17 protein-coding genes are annotated in these 15,637 nt (G+C 59.0%); 12 read left to right on the top strand and 5 right to left on the bottom strand.

Translation table 11 applies throughout. The features are described from left to right. Positions 1 to 35: 35 nt before the first annotated feature. The 5 genes from QPJ95_RS04725 to QPJ95_RS04705 form a co-directional block, all read right to left on the bottom strand. Positions 36 to 845, bottom strand: a complete 810-nt coding sequence (locus QPJ95_RS04725; RefSeq protein WP_270918496.1) for a hypothetical protein — start codon at positions 843 to 845, stop codon at positions 36 to 38. A gap of 1 nt (position 846) precedes the next feature. Next, on the bottom strand, positions 847 to 1,728 hold the full coding sequence (gene sucD, locus QPJ95_RS04720) for a succinate--CoA ligase subunit alpha (RefSeq protein ID WP_270918495.1): 882 nt from the start codon (positions 1,726 to 1,728) through the stop codon (positions 847 to 849). Between the two features lie 159 nt (positions 1,729 to 1,887). Next, the gene (gene sucC / locus QPJ95_RS04715; protein ID WP_270918494.1) at positions 1,888 to 3,081 is read right to left on the bottom strand and encodes an ADP-forming succinate--CoA ligase subunit beta; all 1,194 of its coding nucleotides are present in this window, start codon (positions 3,079 to 3,081) and stop codon (positions 1,888 to 1,890) included. Positions 3,082 to 3,569: 488 nt separating this feature from the next. Beyond that, positions 3,570 to 4,532 (bottom strand): malate dehydrogenase, encoded by a 963-nt coding sequence (gene mdh / locus QPJ95_RS04710; RefSeq protein ID WP_270918493.1) that lies wholly within the window; start codon positions 4,530 to 4,532, stop codon positions 3,570 to 3,572. Positions 4,533 to 4,924: 392 nt separating this feature from the next. Continuing rightward, entirely contained in the window at positions 4,925 to 5,215 is a 291-nt protein-coding gene (locus tag QPJ95_RS04705; protein ID WP_390923772.1) for a hypothetical protein, read from the bottom strand. Between the two features lie 370 nt (positions 5,216 to 5,585). Between QPJ95_RS04705 and QPJ95_RS04700 the strand changes: the two genes are divergently transcribed. From QPJ95_RS04700 to QPJ95_RS04645, 12 genes are all read left to right on the top strand, one after another. After that, positions 5,586 to 6,440, top strand: coding sequence for an HpcH/HpaI aldolase/citrate lyase family protein (locus QPJ95_RS04700; protein WP_270918491.1), 855 nt, complete (start codon positions 5,586 to 5,588; stop codon positions 6,438 to 6,440). Positions 6,441 to 6,474: 34 nt separating this feature from the next. Further along, on the top strand, positions 6,475 to 7,023 hold the full coding sequence (locus tag QPJ95_RS04695; protein WP_270918490.1) for an NnrU family protein: 549 nt from the start codon (positions 6,475 to 6,477) through the stop codon (positions 7,021 to 7,023). A gap of 6 nt (positions 7,024 to 7,029) precedes the next feature. Then, a complete protein-coding gene (locus QPJ95_RS04690) occupies positions 7,030 to 7,233 on the top strand; it encodes a DUF1737 domain-containing protein (RefSeq protein WP_270918489.1) in 204 nt (67 codons plus the stop codon). Between the two features lie 113 nt (positions 7,234 to 7,346). Next, a complete protein-coding gene (locus QPJ95_RS04685) occupies positions 7,347 to 8,393 on the top strand; it encodes a MaoC family dehydratase (protein WP_270918488.1) in 1,047 nt (348 codons plus the stop codon). 145 nt (positions 8,394 to 8,538) lie between these two features. Beyond that, positions 8,539 to 9,234, top strand: a complete 696-nt coding sequence (locus QPJ95_RS04680) for a DUF1194 domain-containing protein (RefSeq protein WP_270918487.1) — start codon at positions 8,539 to 8,541, stop codon at positions 9,232 to 9,234. A 173-nt stretch (positions 9,235 to 9,407) separates the two neighbouring features. Beyond that, positions 9,408 to 9,791, top strand: a complete 384-nt coding sequence (gene sdhC, locus QPJ95_RS04675; RefSeq protein ID WP_270918486.1) for a succinate dehydrogenase, cytochrome b556 subunit — start codon at positions 9,408 to 9,410, stop codon at positions 9,789 to 9,791. Positions 9,792 to 9,801: 10 nt separating this feature from the next. Beyond that, on the top strand, positions 9,802 to 10,173 hold the full coding sequence (gene sdhD, locus QPJ95_RS04670; protein WP_270918485.1) for a succinate dehydrogenase, hydrophobic membrane anchor protein: 372 nt from the start codon (positions 9,802 to 9,804) through the stop codon (positions 10,171 to 10,173). A gap of 11 nt (positions 10,174 to 10,184) precedes the next feature. Continuing rightward, positions 10,185 to 11,990, top strand: a complete 1,806-nt coding sequence (sdhA, locus tag QPJ95_RS04665) for a succinate dehydrogenase flavoprotein subunit (RefSeq protein WP_270918484.1) — start codon at positions 10,185 to 10,187, stop codon at positions 11,988 to 11,990. 125 nt (positions 11,991 to 12,115) lie between these two features. After that, positions 12,116 to 13,009: a hypothetical protein gene (locus tag QPJ95_RS04660; protein WP_270918483.1), complete on the top strand. Its 894-nt coding sequence runs from the start codon at positions 12,116 to 12,118 to the stop codon at positions 13,007 to 13,009. A 182-nt stretch (positions 13,010 to 13,191) separates the two neighbouring features. After that, positions 13,192 to 13,971, top strand: a complete 780-nt coding sequence (locus tag QPJ95_RS04655; protein WP_270918482.1) for a succinate dehydrogenase iron-sulfur subunit — start codon at positions 13,192 to 13,194, stop codon at positions 13,969 to 13,971. A gap of 193 nt (positions 13,972 to 14,164) precedes the next feature. Further along, a complete protein-coding gene (locus QPJ95_RS04650) occupies positions 14,165 to 14,332 on the top strand; it encodes a hypothetical protein (RefSeq protein ID WP_270918481.1) in 168 nt (55 codons plus the stop codon). Between the two features lie 382 nt (positions 14,333 to 14,714). Next, a complete protein-coding gene (locus QPJ95_RS04645) occupies positions 14,715 to 15,608 on the top strand; it encodes an urea carboxylase-associated family protein (protein ID WP_270918480.1) in 894 nt (297 codons plus the stop codon). Positions 15,609 to 15,637: the final 29 nt, after the last annotated feature.

Raw genomic sequence — 15,637 nt, 5'->3', positions numbered from 1 at the left:
ATCGCCGGGCGGGATTTCGGGGAGGAGTAATTGGCTCAAGCAGCGACATACTGATGCTCTACCCAAACAAACAATGACGGAAGGGAGGGGATGCTTCTGTAATACCCAGAGTGATCTCCGAATGCCGCGGCTTTCATCGAAATATCGGAGTGGTCTCGCCCGCCCTCTTTGGTCATACGACCTGCGAGCATTTTTTCTCCGTGATAAGAACGGCCCTCAGCTTGCAAAGAGCTGTTGGAGACAGAGCTATTCTCGGTGTCCGAGAAGGAAGCGGCTAACCCAAACTCTTCCAGTTTTTGGGCCCGACTACGCCCGTTTTCGTCAACATAGTCATGCAGGGAAATGGCCCAAACAAAAGCCTCACCAACTGCAGCCGGATTTGTATTCGGCTTGATCAATACCAAGGTCTTGCAGCTTTGGTCGCGCCACAGGGTGCTGGCAGGGTCTTCAAAGTTCTTGGTGAATTTTTCTGATGTGACACTTCCAGCGTCAGGATCGTTTCCTAGCTTAAAGTGCACAGCGCTTTTGGTCGCAGCAGAAACCTCTTTGATCAGTTCTCTACGTGAGTGCTTCAGCATGTGTTCATTGGCAAAGTAGACCGCATCTCTCATTACGAGGCGCAGTTCTGGGTTGTCATCTCGAGTAAGGCCAACGTCGTGTAAATCTTCTTTGGGCAGCTCACGAAATGAGCTCGACGGGTGGGAGTTGGCAATCCTACGCGCCAAAGATGCCGCATACCAAAAAGCGTCGTCTGTATCATCTCGCGCGCACGCCTCATCATGCGAAGGTGTAACGTCCGCTTTAGGGCGTTTTCGCTTAAAAAGAGGAATGCGCGCGAAAGACATTTTAGCCGATCGCCTTCAGAACAGCTTCGCCCAGACCGGCGGGGCTGTCGGCGACGACGATGCCAGCGGATTTCATCGCTTCAATCTTGTCCTCGGCACCACCTTTGCCACCGGCAACAATCGCACCGGCGTGGCCCATGCGGCGGCCTGGAGGGGCTGTACGACCGGCAATGAAACCAGCTGTTGGTTTCCAACGGCCTTTCTTCTTCTGCTCGGCGAGGAATTCAGCGGCTTCTTCTTCTGCGGAACCACCGATTTCACCGATCATGATGATCGACTGGGTCTCGTCGTCGTCCAGGAACATGTCCAGCACGTCGATGTGCTCGGTGCCCTTGATCGGGTCGCCGCCGATGCCCACAGCAGTGGACTGGCCAAGACCGATGTCAGAGGTCTGTTTGACGGCCTCATATGTCAGGGTGCCGGACCGGGACACAACACCCACGCTCCCACGTTTGTGGATGTGGCCGGGCATGATGCCGATTTTGCAAGCATCCGGCGTGATCACGCCGGGGCAGTTAGGGCCGATCAGGCGCGATTTAGAGCCCTGGAGTGCGCGCTGAACACGCATCATGTCGAGCACCGGGATGCCCTCGGTGATGCAGATGATCAGTTCCATTTCGGCGTCAATCGCCTCGAGGATCGAATCCGCTGCAAAGGGCGGCGGCACGTAGATCACGGAAGCATTGGCTTCGGTGACGTGCTTGGCCTCGTGGACCGAGTTGAAGACGGGCAGGTTCAGGTGGGTCATGCCACCTTTGCCAGGTGTCACGCCGCCAACCATTTTGGTGCCATAAGCAATGGCCTGTTCAGAGTGAAAAGTACCCTGCGAGCCGGTCAGGCCCTGGCAGATGACTTTGGTGTTTTCGTCGATGAGTATGGCCATTTTAGGCTTTCCCTCTATTATTCTTGTCAACCTCAGCCTGACACACTTTGCAAATACCGTTGCGGTGGTCAGGTTTGGTGGCATTTTCGTAATATTCGTTGAGCCGTTTTTCTTTGCGACAACGTTGGCATTCTTTTGACAGCGGCTTCCCTTGCGCCATCAGCCCTTAACCGCTTTCACGATCTTCTCGGCGCCGTCCGACAGGTTGTCGGCTGCGATCACGTCGAGACCGGAGTTGTTGATGATCGCTTTGCCGGCTTCGACATTGGTGCCCTCAAGACGGACAACCAGCGGAACCTGCAACCCGACTTCTTTGACCGCGGCAACAACGCCCTCGGCGATCACATCACAGCGCATGATGCCACCGAAGATGTTGACCAGGATGCCTTTGACCTTGGAGTCAGAGGTGATGATCTTGAAGGCCTCGGTGACTTTCTCTTTGGTGGCGCCGCCGCCAACGTCGAGGAAGTTTGCAGGCTCGGCACCGTACAGTTTGATGATGTCCATAGTGGCCATCGCCAGACCCGCACCGTTCACCATGCAGCCGATTTCGCCGTCGAGGGTGATGTAGTTCAGGTCGTACTTGGAGGCTTCCAGCTCGTTGGCGTCTTCTTCGCTCTCGTCGCGCAGCTCAGCAATGTCGGCATGGCGATACAGGGCGTTGCCGTCAAACGAGATCTTGGCATCGAGCACTTTCAGATCACCAGCGTCGGTGACGATCAGTGGGTTGATCTCCAGCATCTCCATGTCTTTTTCGACAAAGGCCTGGTACAGCTGGCCCATCAGTTTGACGCATTGTTTGACCTGTACGCCCTTGAGACCCAGGGTGAAGGCGATGCGGCGACCGTGGAAGGCCTGGTAGCCAGTGGCGGGATCAACGCTGAACGACAGGATCTTTTCGGGGGTTGCTGCGGCAACCTCTTCGATGTCCATGCCACCCTCGGTCGAGCAGACAAAGGAAACCTGAGACGTCTGGCGGTCCACCAGCAGCGCCAGGTAGAGTTCGGACTCGATGCCCGCGCCGTCTTCGATGTAGATGCGGTTGACCTGTTTGCCAGCCGGACCGGTCTGATGGGTGACCAGAGTGCGGCCGAGCATCTTCTTGGCTTCCTCGGCGGCCTCTCCGACCGATTTGGTCAAGCGCACGCCGCCTTTGTCACCGGCGTCGGCTTCTTTGAAGGAGCCCTTGCCGCGGCCGCCTGCGTGGATCTGTGCTTTGACCACCCAAAGCGGGCCGTCCATTTCGCCTGCGGCGGTTTTGGCGTCTTCTGCTTTCAGTACAACGCGCCCGTCTGAAATTGGGGCACCATAGCTGCGAAGAAGGGCCTTGGCCTGGTATTCGTGGATGTTCATTTGAAACTGTCCCGTCTGACTGCGATTGTGGTGTTTATACGCTGTGATAGCCCCTTTGGTTAAAGGGTTATTTTACAGGAGGCAGCGAAATAGCTAAGATTTTTGGAATTTGTGATCACAGCTTTTGAGCGTGTGATCACAAATTAATGCATCATCTGCAAAAGTGATTCGTTTACGGTGCCGCTGTCGGTTTTCGCCACTTTTTGGTTAAACGCGACATCCCTGCGCCGGGAGGGTCTTCGCGCCCGGGTCAGAACCGCTGCAAAGAGGGGGAGCATGTCGCGTATCCACCGGTTGGCAGCGTATCAGATGCCAGCTTTTCACAGGGCCGCCACCTTATGGCTGCTATGGTGGTGTTGTCCGTGCACAGGCGGCAATGCTGCGGGTAAGGTGCCGCAGAAATCAGGACTGTAAGCCCAGATTGATCTGCAAACAAAAGGGCACGCCATTGATCTGGCGTGCCCGAGGTCTGTAGACAGGTTGACGGGTTAGGACAGCGAGCCGTCGATAGCCTTGCAGGCATCGACCAAGCCTTTGACGGCATTGACTGAATTGTCGAACATTGCCTGCTCGTCAGGGGCCATCTGGATGTCGATCACACGTTCGATGCCGCCGGCACCGATCACGGTGGGAACGCCAACATACATGCCGTTCAGGCCCAGAGCGCCATCAACGTAAGCGGCGCAGGGCAGCACGCGTTTCTGGTCTTTCAGATAGGCCTCGGCCATTTCGATGGCGCTGGTGGCGGGCGCATAAAATGCCGAACCGGTTTTCAGCAGGCCAACGATTTCGGCGCCGCCATCCCGGGTGCGCTGAACGATTGCGTCCAGTTTTTCCTGGGTGGTCCAGCCCATCGATACCAGATCGGGCAGTGGAATGCCGCCAACGGTAGAGTAGCGGGTCAGTGGCACCATGGTGTCGCCGTGGCCGCCCAGCACAAAGGCGGTGACGTCTTTCATCGACACGTTGAACTCGTCCGCCAGGAAGTGGCGGAAGCGCGCCGAGTCGAGAATGCCAGCCATGCCGCAGACCTTGGCGTGGGGCAGGCCCGAGAATTCGCGCAGCGCCCAAACCATGGCGTCTAGCGGGTTGGTGATGCAGATCACAAAGGCGTCTGGCGCGTGATCGCGGATGCCTTCGCCAACCGATTTCATCACTTTCAGGTTGATGCCGAGCAGATCATCGCGGCTCATGCCGGGTTTGCGCGGTACACCGGCGGTGACGATGCAGACATCGGCGCCAGCAATATCGGCGTAGGACTGGGTGCCCTTCAGCGTGGCGTCAAAGCCTTCGGAGGGGCCGGACTGCGAGATGTCGAGCGCTTTGCCTTCCGGGGTGCCTTCGGCAATGTCGAAAAGAACGACGTCGCCGAGTTCTTTCATTGCGGCGAGATGGGCTAGGGTGCCACCAATCTGACCTGCGCCGATGAGGGCGATTTTGGGTCTGGCCATGGGAATATGTCTCCGGTCCGGTTGAAATTGCCGGTTGCCTACGGGGTTCCGCGCTGTCGTGCAAGAGTTCTGCGCTGCAGCGCGGCGCCGCAGCAACCTGACCGGTTTGTGGCTGATAACGCTAAAGAACTTGTAAACTAGGGGGTTAGGGCCCGTGGGAAATGCCGACAGGCGCGATAATGTTTTTCCGATTTGTGATCACAGGAAGTGTTGTGGCGGCGCATTCAAGCGAGGTGGCGGCGCATTCAGGCGGGAAATTGAGCGAGAATTCGGGGCAGGCGCGGTTGTGCATTCCTGTCGATTCCCGTGCCGATTGTGATGGTCTGGGTTGCAGCGGTGGTTTTTGGGGGCCGATACCCCCAAAAACCAGATCCCGTTGTGAGCCGGGTATTCTAAGCGTCGTTGCCCTGGGGCGGCAATGCCTCGGCCAGTTCCTCCCAGGACTGCCCTGACGCCACCAGGCAGGTCAAGCCATTGGGGGTGGTGACGGTGATGGTCCAGGTGCCGGTATCTGCCGAGGCAAAGGTTTCGATGACCATACCCCGTTCGCCCAGTCCGATGCTCTGTCGGCTTTCACCATAGGTGCTGGCCAGACGCTCTACGACGGCCTCACGGGGGGCGCAGTTTCTGTTTTGTTCAGCGGATGCCTGCTGAGGTGCCAATGCTATGAAACCTAAGCTCATAGTCAGTTTGAGTATTGACTTGATCATGGGTTTTACCCTTTTTCCGGAGCGGCCTGTACTACGCTAACTTGATCACGCACTACCCTCGATAGTTCCGTAGCGAGCCGGTTTCTGACGTTTACCGAACCTTTAGCTGTTCTAAACCACGATCTGCGCCGTTCTGGCTGGAAGGTAATGGGTTCGATTGAGACACTATGCCAATTAGGTGCTGATATATTCTTAATACTGCGTTCTTGCCCTTATTCTTATGGCGTTATCCATTGAGAACCTTGAATAATAAAAATGCGATGCTGCGATGCAGAATATATATCTTGTAATTTTATGACCGAATCCCTATCGATTTGGCAACTTTAAAACCTGGAGAGACAAGATGGACATGCGCGCGCGCCCCTTTCGTTCGGTGCTGTATATTCCCGGTTCCAAGCCGCGGGCTTTGGACAAGGCCAGGGGATTGCCGGTGGATGCGGTGATCTTTGATCTTGAGGATGCGGTGTCGGCCAGTGAGAAGGTCTCGGCGCGGGAGGTGCTGGCACAGCAGTTGCAGCAGGGTGGATACGGCGCCCGGATGCGGATTGTTCGCATCAATGGGTTTGATACCAAATGGGGGGTCGCGGATGCCAGGGCTGTGGCGCAAATGGATTGCGATGCGGTGTTGCTGCCCAAGGTGTCGTCGCTGGCGGATCTGGATGCCCTGGCCGAGATCACCGGCGACTTGCCGATCTGGGCGATGATGGAAACGCCGCGCGGTATGCTGAACGCGGCCGAGATCGCCAGGCATCCTAAATTGCAGGGCATGGTCATGGGTACCAATGATCTGGCCAAGGAGTTGCAGACCCGGTTCCGGGTGGATCGCATGCCGCTGATGGCCGGGCTGGGCCTGTGTCTGCTGGCCGCCAAGGCCGAAGGGCTGGTGATCGTTGATGGTGTCTATAATGCCTTCAAGGACGCCGAAGGGCTGGCCGAGGAATGCCGCCAGGGCCGTGACATGGGGTTCGACGGCAAGACCCTGATCCATCCGGCGCAGGTGGATGTCGCCAATACCGCCTTTGCGCCATCCGAGGATGAGATGGATCTGGCCCGGCGTCAGATCGCAGCCTTCGACGAGGCCGAGGCCGCAGGGCAGGGGGTTGCCGTGGTTGATGGCAAAATCGTGGAAAACCTGCATGTGGTTACCGCCCGCGAGATTATCGCAAAAGCGGATGCAATCGCCGCAGTTTCGCTCTAGGCGTTAACCAAGTTAACATCATGAGGAAACTGACATGACATTACTGGTCTTAGGCATCCTGCTGTGGATTGCAGCACATCTGTTCAAACGGGTGGCGCCGGACATGCGCGCATCGATGGGCGACAAGGGCAAGGGGCTGGTGGCGCTGGCCTTGGTCGGCTCGATTGTGCTGATGGTGCTGGGCTATCGCAGCATGGAATTTATTGCCATCTGGGAGCCGGCGCCGTTTCTGAGGCACATCAACAATCTGGCCGTGCTGATTGCGCTGTATTTCACCAGTCCCGGCCCCAGCAAGGGCGCGATTTTCTACAAGATGCGGCATCCGATGCTTATTGGTTTCAAACTCTGGGCGGCGGCGCATTTGCTGGTCAACGGTGATCTGGCGTCGATCATTCTGTTTGGTGGGCTGCTGGCCTGGGGCGTGATCCAGATGATCGTGATCAACCGGTCCGAGCCAAACTGGACGCCAAATCCCAAGGGCACCATCGCCAAGGACGCAATGTTCCTCGGCGTCTCGGTCCTTTTGCTGGCTGTTATCGGCTATGTTCACGGGCTTGTCGGGCCTTCCCCCTTTGTTGGATAAAACACTATGAAACTCTATCGGTTCCTCAGCGAGGACGACACCTCGGCCTTTTGTCATAAGGTCACGGATGCGCTGAACAAAGGGTGGGAGCTGTATGGCAGCCCCACCGAAGCCTTTGATCCGGTCAAGGGCGTCATGCGCTGTGGCCAGTCGGTGGTGAAAGAGGTCGAGGGCACCTATACGCCCGACACCAAACTGGGCGCGCATTAGAGCGTTTCCAGTATTGATGAATTCACCCACCCCGGCGAAGGCGTCGTGACAATCAAACGCGGCCTCTCCGGGGTGGATGAACACTTATATCCAGTTGAATTGGAAACGCTAAAATGACCAAGACCAGTCCGGCGAAAACAAACTCAGGACGATTTTTTGAGGATTACGCGGTGGGCGATGTGTTGCAGCACGCGGTGCCGCGCACGGTGTCGGGGGGCGAGCGGGCGCTGTATCATGCGCTGTATCCGTCCCGCCATGCGCTGTATTCCTCGGATGAGTTTGCCCGCCGGTCTGGTCTGCCCAAGTCACCGCTGGACGATTGGGCGGCGTTTCACCTGGTGTTTGGCAAGACAGTGCCCGATGTGTCGCTGAATGCGGTGGCTAACCTAGGTTACGGTGAAGGCCGTTGGCTACTGCCGGTTTATCCCGGTGATACGCTGCGGGCGGTGTCCGAGGTGATTGGCGTCAAGCAGAACTCAAACGGTAAAACTGGCGTGGTTTGGGTGCGCAGCCGCGGCTTTAACCAGCGCGATGACTGTGTGCTGGAGTATGTGCGCTGGGTGATGCTGCGCAAGAGGGACGTGGAGGCTTCGGCGCCGGTGACGGTGATCCCGGATCTGGCTAAGGTGCTGCGCGCGGATCAACTGGTGATCCCGGCGGGGCTGGATTTTTCCAACTACGATTTCAACCTGGCGGGCGAGCCGCATCGCTGGGGTGATTACCAGGTCGGCGAGAAGATCGACCATGTGGATGGGGTCACCATTGAGGAGGCCGAGCACATGTTGGCGACGCGGCTGTGGCAGAACACCGCCAAGGTGCATTTTGACGCCACCGCCCGGCCAGACGGCACGCGGTTGATTTACGGCGGCCATGTGATCTCATTGGCGCGGGCGCTGTCGTTCAACGGGCTGGCCAATGCGCAGATGATTGTCGGGTTGAATGGCGGCGCCCATGCCAACCCCTGTGTGTCGGGAATGACGGTGCGGGCCTGGTCTGAGGTGTTGGACAAGGCTGAGACCTCGGCGCCCGGGGTTGGTGCCATTCGGTTGCGGTTGGTTGCAACCAGCGGCGCGGCGCCGTTTGCGCTGAAGGGCGAGGATGGCAAATACCTGCCGGGGGTGCTGCTGGATCTGGATTACTGGGCCTTGATGCCACTTTGATCCGGGCGGCGGCGGTGATGGCTGGGGGCGCTGCCCCCAGACCCCCGGGATATTTTTGGCCAGATGAAGGGCGGATCCTGGGCGCTGGGCGGCGAATGGCGAAAAAGTGATCCGTTTTTTGCGCCTTGCTTGTTAAGTTACGAGCATGTCGTTTCTGCGTTCTGTGATTTTATCGGTTCTGATTGGGGCGCCGGTCGGTGGTTTGGCCTGCGATCTGGCTTTGGTGCTGGCGGTGGATGTGTCCGGCTCGGTGGATGCTGAGGAATACCGCATTCAGATGGAGGGGCTGGCGGCCGGCCTGCGCGATGGGGTGGTCGCCGAGGCCTTGGTGCGGGGCAAGGCGCAGGTTATGGTGATCCAGTGGTCGGGCTCAACCCGTCAAGAAGTCAGCATTGCCTGGGTCGAGATGGGTGATTTTGCCGCCACAGAGAAATTGGCGGATCGCATCGAGCGGCTGGAGCGGCCCTGGCGCAATTATTCGACGGCCATCGGCCAAGCGCTGGTACTGGCGGTGGCGCAGTTTGATAGGGTGCCGGACTGTAGGCGGCGGGTGATTGATCTGTCCGGGGATGGCACCTCTAACGAAGGGGTGGCGCCGCGTGAACTGTATGATGCGTTGGTTCAGGCGCGGGTGACAGTGAATGCCTTGGCCATCGAGCAGAGCGATGCCGATCTGACCAGCTATTTCTATGAAAATGTGATCCACGGCGAGGGGGCTTTTGTGGCCACCGCCGGGGGCTTTGCGGATTACCCTGCGCGCATCCGCATGAAGCTGCTGCGGGAGGTGGCGCGGCAGACTGCGCAGTGCGTGACGTGCAGTGATTTGCGGCAAGGGGATTGAGTCTGCAAAACTTCTCTAACTTGAGAATTTGTGATCACAAGCCCGAATGCTGTGATCACAACTGTGATTTTTTAGCGCCAACAGGCAAAATACCACGATTATTTACCATTCGTTTGGGTGACAGTCGCTAAAAATCCGCTAAAACACCGTCAGCCAACCGAAGAGGAGCCACCATGGCCGATGTCAATCGGGGTAATCGCCCGCTATCGCCTCATTTGAGTATTTATCGCCCGCAGCTGAGCTCGATCACTTCGATCCTCACGCGGATCACCGGCAACGCTTTGATCTTTGCGATTCTGCTGATCGTCTGGTGGCTGCTTGCGGCGGCGACATCGCCTGCGTATTTTGATGTGGTGAATGGTCTGTTGACCTCCTGGCTGGGCAATCTGGTGATGACGCTGGCACTGTGGGGCATCTGGTACCACTATCTGGCGGGTCTGCGGCATCTGTATTTTGATGCCGGGCATGGGCTCGATATTCCCACCGCCAACAAGCTGGGCTGGGGTATCATCATCGGCTCAGTTGTTCTGACCGTCATCACCCTGTTTTTGGTATAAGGAGGCGAACATGCGCTATCTGACAGCCCGCAAGCGGGCCGAGGGCAATGGGGCCTCGGGAACCGGCACAGCCCATCACTGGTATATGCAGGTGAGCGCCGTGGCGCTGGCCTTTATGGTGCCGACGCTCCTATACATTCTGGGCTCTGCGATCGGCGGCAGCCATGAAGAGGTGCTGGCCACATTTGCTCGCCCCTTTCCGGCGCTGCTGACCGGGATGACACTTTTTGTGGCTGTTCTGCATTTCAACAAGGGCGCGCAGATGATGATCGAAGATTATGCGCGCGGCTCGATGCGCCGAGCGCTGATCATGTTGGTGATCGGCCTGAGCTACGCCACCATCGCCACCGGGCTTTTTGCCCTCGCCAAAATCGCGCTGTGAGGGAATAAGACATGGCTTCTTACGAATATGAAACGCATGAGTATGACGTTGTTGTGGTTGGCGCCGGTGGTGCTGGTCTGCGGGCGACGCTGGGTATGGCTGAACAGGGATTGCGCACCGCCTGCGTGACCAAAGTGTTCCCGACCCGCTCACACACGGTTGCGGCGCAGGGTGGCATTGCCGCCTCGCTGTCCAACATGGGCCCCGACAACTGGCAGTGGCATATGTATGACACCGTCAAGGGCTCGGACTGGCTGGGCGACATGGACGCGCAGGAATATATGGTGCGCGAAGCGCCCAAGGCGGTCTATGAGCTGGAGCACTACGGGGTGCCGTTCTCGCGCACCGAAGAGGGCAAGATCTATCAGCGCCCCTTTGGCGGTCACACCACCGAATTTGGCGATGGCCCTGCGGTGCAGCGGACCTGTGCTGCGGCGGACCGCACCGGGCACGCGATCCTGCACACGCTGTATGGTCAGTCGCTGAAGAACAACGCTGAATTCTATGTCGAGTATTTCGCCATCGACCTGATCATGTCCGAGGACGGACAGTGTCAGGGCGTTGTCTGCTGGAAGCTGGACGACGGCACCATGCATGTGTTCAACGCCAAGATGGTTGTGCTGGCCACCGGAGGCTATGGCCGCGCCTATTTCTCGGCCACCTCGGCGCATACCTGTACCGGTGACGGTGGAGGCATGGTGGCGCGGGCTGGCCTGGCGTTGCAGGATATGGAATTTGTTCAGTTCCACCCCACCGGCATCTACGGCTCGGGCTGTCTGATCACCGAGGGCGCGCGCGGCGAAGGCGGCTATCTGACCAACTCGGAAGGGGAGCGGTTCATGGAGCGCTATGCGCCCCAGTACAAAGACCTTGCGCCCCGCGATTATGTTTCGCGCTCAATGACGATGGAAATCCGCGAAGGCCGCGGCGTGGGCAAGGATGGCGATCACATCCACCTGAACCTCAGCCACCTGCCAGCCGAGGCGCTGGCTGAACGGTTGCCGGGGATTTCCGAGAGCGCCAAGATCTTTGCCGGTGTTGATCTGACCAAAGAGCCGATCCCGGTGATCCCGACTGTGCATTACAACATGGGTGGCATTCCGACCAACTACTGGGGTGAAGTGATGAACCCCACTGCCAAGGATTCGAATGCGGTGGTGCCCGGCCTGATGGCCGTGGGCGAGGCGGGCTGTGCCTCGGTGCATGGCGCCAACCGTCTGGGCTCCAACTCACTGATCGATCTGGTGGTGTTTGGCCGGGCTGCGGCCATTCGGGCCGGCAAGGTTGTCGATGCCGAGGCGCCCAATCCGGTGCTGAACCAGGCTGGAATCGACGCTGCGTTTGACCGCTTTGACGGGCTGCGCCACGCGAAGGGCAACGTCGGCACTGCCGAGCTGCGGTTGGAAATGCAGAAAACCATGCAGTCTGATGCGGCGGTGTTCCGGACCTCAAAGACCCTCACCGAGGGTGTCGAGAAGATGACAGCGATCGCCGGTAAGATGGATGACCTCAAGGTCACCGACCGCTCGCTGGTGTGGAACTCGGATCTGATGGAGACGCTGGAGCTGGCCAACCTGATGCCCAACGCGCTGGCCACCATCCACGGTGCCGAAGCGCGCAAGGAAAGCCGGGGTGCGCATGCGCATGAGGATTTCTCGGAGCGGGACGACAAGAACTGGCGGGTGCATACAATCTCCCGGGTTGATGGCGCTAAGGTAGATCTGAGCCACCGTCCGGTGGTGGTCAAGCCGCTGACAACCGAAGCAGACGGCGGCATCAGCCTGAACAAGGTCGCGCCAAAAGCGCGGACTTTCTGAGGTCGCTGCCGGATGGTTTTGAGGGATAAAACAGTGGTACTGACGGGAGACTTGGCGCTCCGGTCATTGCCTGCCTGTGCGGGTTGGACCGCTATCGGCGGCGGTTTTATCCCCGAGGTCAGACGATGAGTGCGGTGGATCGCCAATTGGGTGGCGGCCCGCCCAGGGAGTGGACCCGTCTGGGTCTGGTTCCGGGGCAGGCGCTGCGGATGTTTGGCATGCGCCGGTCGGGAAACCATGCCATTGCCAATTGGCTGCAACGCAACGCGCCCTCGGGGCACTCGGTGTTTCTCAACAATTGCAAGCCGAACACCGATCCGTTCAAGAGTTTTCGCTCGATTGAGGTGGACGGCACCCTTGCGTCGCACCGCAAGGCGCGCAAGAATCTGGCCTCGGTTTCCGGGCGCGCAGAACAGGGCGCTTTGTTGCTGATCTCCTATGAGGACGTAACACCGGCGATGTTCGCGCCACTGCGCGCGGTCTCGGGGCCGTTTGACGAAACGCTGCTGACCGGCGACGTGCTGATCTACCGCAGCTTTCTGAACTGGGCCGCGTCCTTGCTGAAAAAGATGCAGGGCAATGAGTCCTACAGCCTGCTGCGCCGCAATGCGATCCTGTTGCAGGCCATCGACTATTACGGGGTGTTGCTGCGACAGGTGGAAGAGGCCGATGAGCTGGGCTTTACCTGCATCTGTTACGACGATTGGGTGCGCAGCGAAAAATACCGCGCGATGATCCTGGGGCAGCTGGAGCTGCCTGTGCGCGACAACAGTTTGGGACCCGTGCAACGCTATGGCGGCGGCTCGTCGTTTCAGAAGCAGGCCAATAGTGCCGACGAGCTGGAGACCAGCCGTCGGTGGCAGAAAATGGCTGAGGACCCGGAATTTGCGGCGGTGCTCAACCTGGCGGCGCATGACCCCAAGCTGACCGGTCGGCTGGAACGGCTGTTTCCGCGGGATGCGGCACTGCTGGCCCGGATTGCCGGGGTGAATGCCGCGCCTGAGGGGGGATCGTCGTGAGCGGCGTGAGTGCCCCTGTCTGCGATTCAGCTTTGGAAAAACACATTGCCTGCGGAAACGCGGGTGAAAATTACGCGCCCGGAATCGCCAGTACTCTGGCGCGGGCATCGGAAAAAATGAACATCTGTCAGCAGGGCGCGGCAACGGCTCTGTTGGTAGGTGGCTAAGCAAGGAGACACATCATGGTCGAATTCGCACTCCCGAAGAACTCGAAGATCACCACGGGAAAGACCTGGCCGAAACCCAGCGGCTCCAGCAATATTCGCAAGTTCCGGATCTATCGCTGGACCCCGGATGACGGCAAGAATCCCCGGGTAGACACCTATTTCCTGGATATGGACACCTGTGGTCCGATGGTGCTGGACGCGCTGATCAAGATCAAGAACGAGATCGATCCGACGCTGTCGTTCCGCCGGTCCTGCCGCGAGGGCATCTGTGGCTCCTGCGCGATGAACGTTGATGGCATCAACACTCTGGCCTGTATCTACGGCATGGATGAGATCAAGGGCGATGTGAAAATCTACCCGCTGCCGCATATGTCGGTGGTGCGTGACCTGATCCCGGACCTGACCCATTTCTATGCTCAGCACGCCAGCATCATGCCCTGGCTGGAGACCAAGACCAACAGTCCGGCCAAGGAATGGAAACAGACCATCGAGGACCGCAAGAAGCTGGACGGTCTGTATGAATGCGTGATGTGTGCCTGCTGCTCGACCTCCTGCCCCAGCTACTGGTGGAACAGTGATCGCTACCTGGGCCCCGCCGCGCTGCTGCACGCCTATCGCTGGATCATCGACAGCCGCGATGAGGCGACGGGAGAGCGTCTGGACGAGCTGGAGGATCCCTTCAAGCTGTACCGTTGCCACACCATCATGAACTGTACCAATACCTGCCCCAAGGGTCTGAACCCGGCTGAGGCGATATCCAGCATCAAGAAGATGATGGTCGAACGGACGCTGTAGTCCGGATCAATTCGAAGGTGAAGCGCCGCCCCGCATAGGGGCGGCGTTTTGCGTTGGTGGTGCTGCCACAGGGTCAACAAGAGCCATGCTGTCTCTGCATGGCGACACGGCATGATCATCCGGTGTTCCCGCTGCCGGATGCGCCTATGTTCTCTGCACGCGCGACCATCCATTTCCTGTCGGGAGAGAAACGATGCAGAAAGTTACCAGATTGCCGAACAGGCAGGCGCAGGACGCGTTGAAGCACCTGGAGCAGGCCTGGGCATATTACACACCTGAACCTGTCGCCGCACAGGCGGCTGCACAGGCGGAATATGATCTGACGGAAAGCCCAATAGTGCCGTATTACTCTGCGGCCTGAGTGGGCCTGAGAATTTGGCACTCCAGAGACCGGATTCTGCGCGCGGGTCACCGTCCCAGGCGTGGCGGCAGGCTGATGTCATCAGGACAGCTGCTGCTATCGGCACCGAGGCTTGGCCCCACTTGCAAAGCAAACAACCAGATGGCCTCCCGCCCATCGTTGGTCTCTTCGACACCTGCCTCTGGTTGGGCGTGGCGCCGCGCAAAGCGCGGCGCCACGCCCAAGACCGCAAGCCTGTCGGCATTGGCCGGCCGGGCTGGCGGCCGCGGGAGCCGCTGATCCGGTTGGCGAGTGTCGAGAAAGCCGCCGGGGTTGCGCTAATTGGGCTTGCGCAAGCCGGGCCAGCGGGCGTTGATAGGGCGACCAAGATGGAGCCCGAGATATGTGTAATTCTGCCCCCGAGATGACCTCTGAGACCGCTGTGGATCTTTTGGTGAAGGCGCCTGAGGATGCGGCGGCGCGCCGGGCTGTGGCGCCGGTGATCTGCTACCCGAATGACAGTCTGCCGCCGGTGGATCTGGCGCTGTATCGCCGGGCGCGGGCCAGCGCGGTCAAGCTGGACGAGGTGCTGATCCCGGCGCGTGATGCGGCGTGTTTTGAGGTGTCGGCCGGTCATTTTTTCCGCATCAGTTCGGTTGAGGGGGCGCAGGTGGGTGATTTGAACCTGTGGAACCGCAATGATCTGGGTGAGCGGTTTTATTCCGGCAAGACGCGGGCGCTGCATGGGTCACATATCACGACCGGAGAACGGATGTGGAGCAGTTTTCCCTACCTGCGCCCGATGGCGACACTCACCGATGATACGCTGGGCTGGTATGGTATCGATGAATACGGTGGCTCGGTTCATGATGTGATCGGCACCCGCTGTGACCCCTATACCGGCAATCTGCTGGCCGGCAGCCAATATCATCACTGTTGCCATTCCAACCTGACCCGGGCGTTGGCGGATCATTTGGACCTGTCTCTGGCTGAGGCCGAACCGCATGTGCATGACGTGTTGAATGTCTTTATGTGCACTGGCTTTAGCCGAGACACCGGGCAATATTTCATGAAGGCCTCGCCGGTGCGCCCCGGTGATTATCTGGAATTCTTTGCCGAGACTGACCTGCTGGGGGCGCTCAGCGCCTGCCCGGGTGGCGATTGTAGCGCCGAACATTCCAGTGATGCCGCCGCCTGCCACCCGCTGCTGGTCGAAGTGTTTGCGCCGGCGGCTGACGCATTGGAGGGCTGGGTCGCTCCGCAGGTCAACACTTATGACGGCAGCCACGGGCGCTAGCCGCTCCGGATTGGCCGCGGGATGAGGGT

This window comes from Parasedimentitalea psychrophila (genome assembly GCF_030285785.1).
Taxonomy (GTDB): Bacteria; Pseudomonadota; Alphaproteobacteria; order Rhodobacterales; family Rhodobacteraceae; genus Parasedimentitalea; species Parasedimentitalea psychrophila.
The sequence above is the reverse complement of the archived record's forward strand: the minus strand, read 5'-3'. Positions and strand labels throughout refer to the sequence as shown.

Coding starts and splice junctions, on each gene's coding strand:
- QPJ95_RS04725 (WP_270918496.1), bottom strand. CDS start 845: ATGTCTTTCGCGCGCATTCCTCTTTTTAAGCGAAAACGCCCTAAAGCG.
- sucD (WP_270918495.1), bottom strand. CDS start 1,728: ATGGCCATACTCATCGACGAAAACACCAAAGTCATCTGCCAGGGCCTG.
- sucC (WP_270918494.1), bottom strand. CDS start 3,081: ATGAACATCCACGAATACCAGGCCAAGGCCCTTCTTCGCAGCTATGGT.
- mdh (WP_270918493.1), bottom strand. CDS start 4,532: ATGGCCAGACCCAAAATCGCCCTCATCGGCGCAGGTCAGATTGGTGGC.
- QPJ95_RS04705 (WP_390923772.1), bottom strand. CDS start 5,215: ATGAGCTTAGGTTTCATAGCATTGGCACCTCAGCAGGCATCCGCTGAA.
- QPJ95_RS04700 (WP_270918491.1), top strand. CDS start 5,586: ATGGACATGCGCGCGCGCCCCTTTCGTTCGGTGCTGTATATTCCCGGT.
- QPJ95_RS04695 (WP_270918490.1), top strand. CDS start 6,475: ATGACATTACTGGTCTTAGGCATCCTGCTGTGGATTGCAGCACATCTG.
- QPJ95_RS04690 (WP_270918489.1), top strand. CDS start 7,030: ATGAAACTCTATCGGTTCCTCAGCGAGGACGACACCTCGGCCTTTTGT.
- QPJ95_RS04685 (WP_270918488.1), top strand. CDS start 7,347: ATGACCAAGACCAGTCCGGCGAAAACAAACTCAGGACGATTTTTTGAG.
- QPJ95_RS04680 (WP_270918487.1), top strand. CDS start 8,539: ATGTCGTTTCTGCGTTCTGTGATTTTATCGGTTCTGATTGGGGCGCCG.
- sdhC (WP_270918486.1), top strand. CDS start 9,408: ATGGCCGATGTCAATCGGGGTAATCGCCCGCTATCGCCTCATTTGAGT.
- sdhD (WP_270918485.1), top strand. CDS start 9,802: ATGCGCTATCTGACAGCCCGCAAGCGGGCCGAGGGCAATGGGGCCTCG.
- sdhA (WP_270918484.1), top strand. CDS start 10,185: ATGGCTTCTTACGAATATGAAACGCATGAGTATGACGTTGTTGTGGTT.
- QPJ95_RS04660 (WP_270918483.1), top strand. CDS start 12,116: ATGAGTGCGGTGGATCGCCAATTGGGTGGCGGCCCGCCCAGGGAGTGG.
- QPJ95_RS04655 (WP_270918482.1), top strand. CDS start 13,192: ATGGTCGAATTCGCACTCCCGAAGAACTCGAAGATCACCACGGGAAAG.
- QPJ95_RS04650 (WP_270918481.1), top strand. CDS start 14,165: ATGCAGAAAGTTACCAGATTGCCGAACAGGCAGGCGCAGGACGCGTTG.
- QPJ95_RS04645 (WP_270918480.1), top strand. CDS start 14,715: ATGTGTAATTCTGCCCCCGAGATGACCTCTGAGACCGCTGTGGATCTT.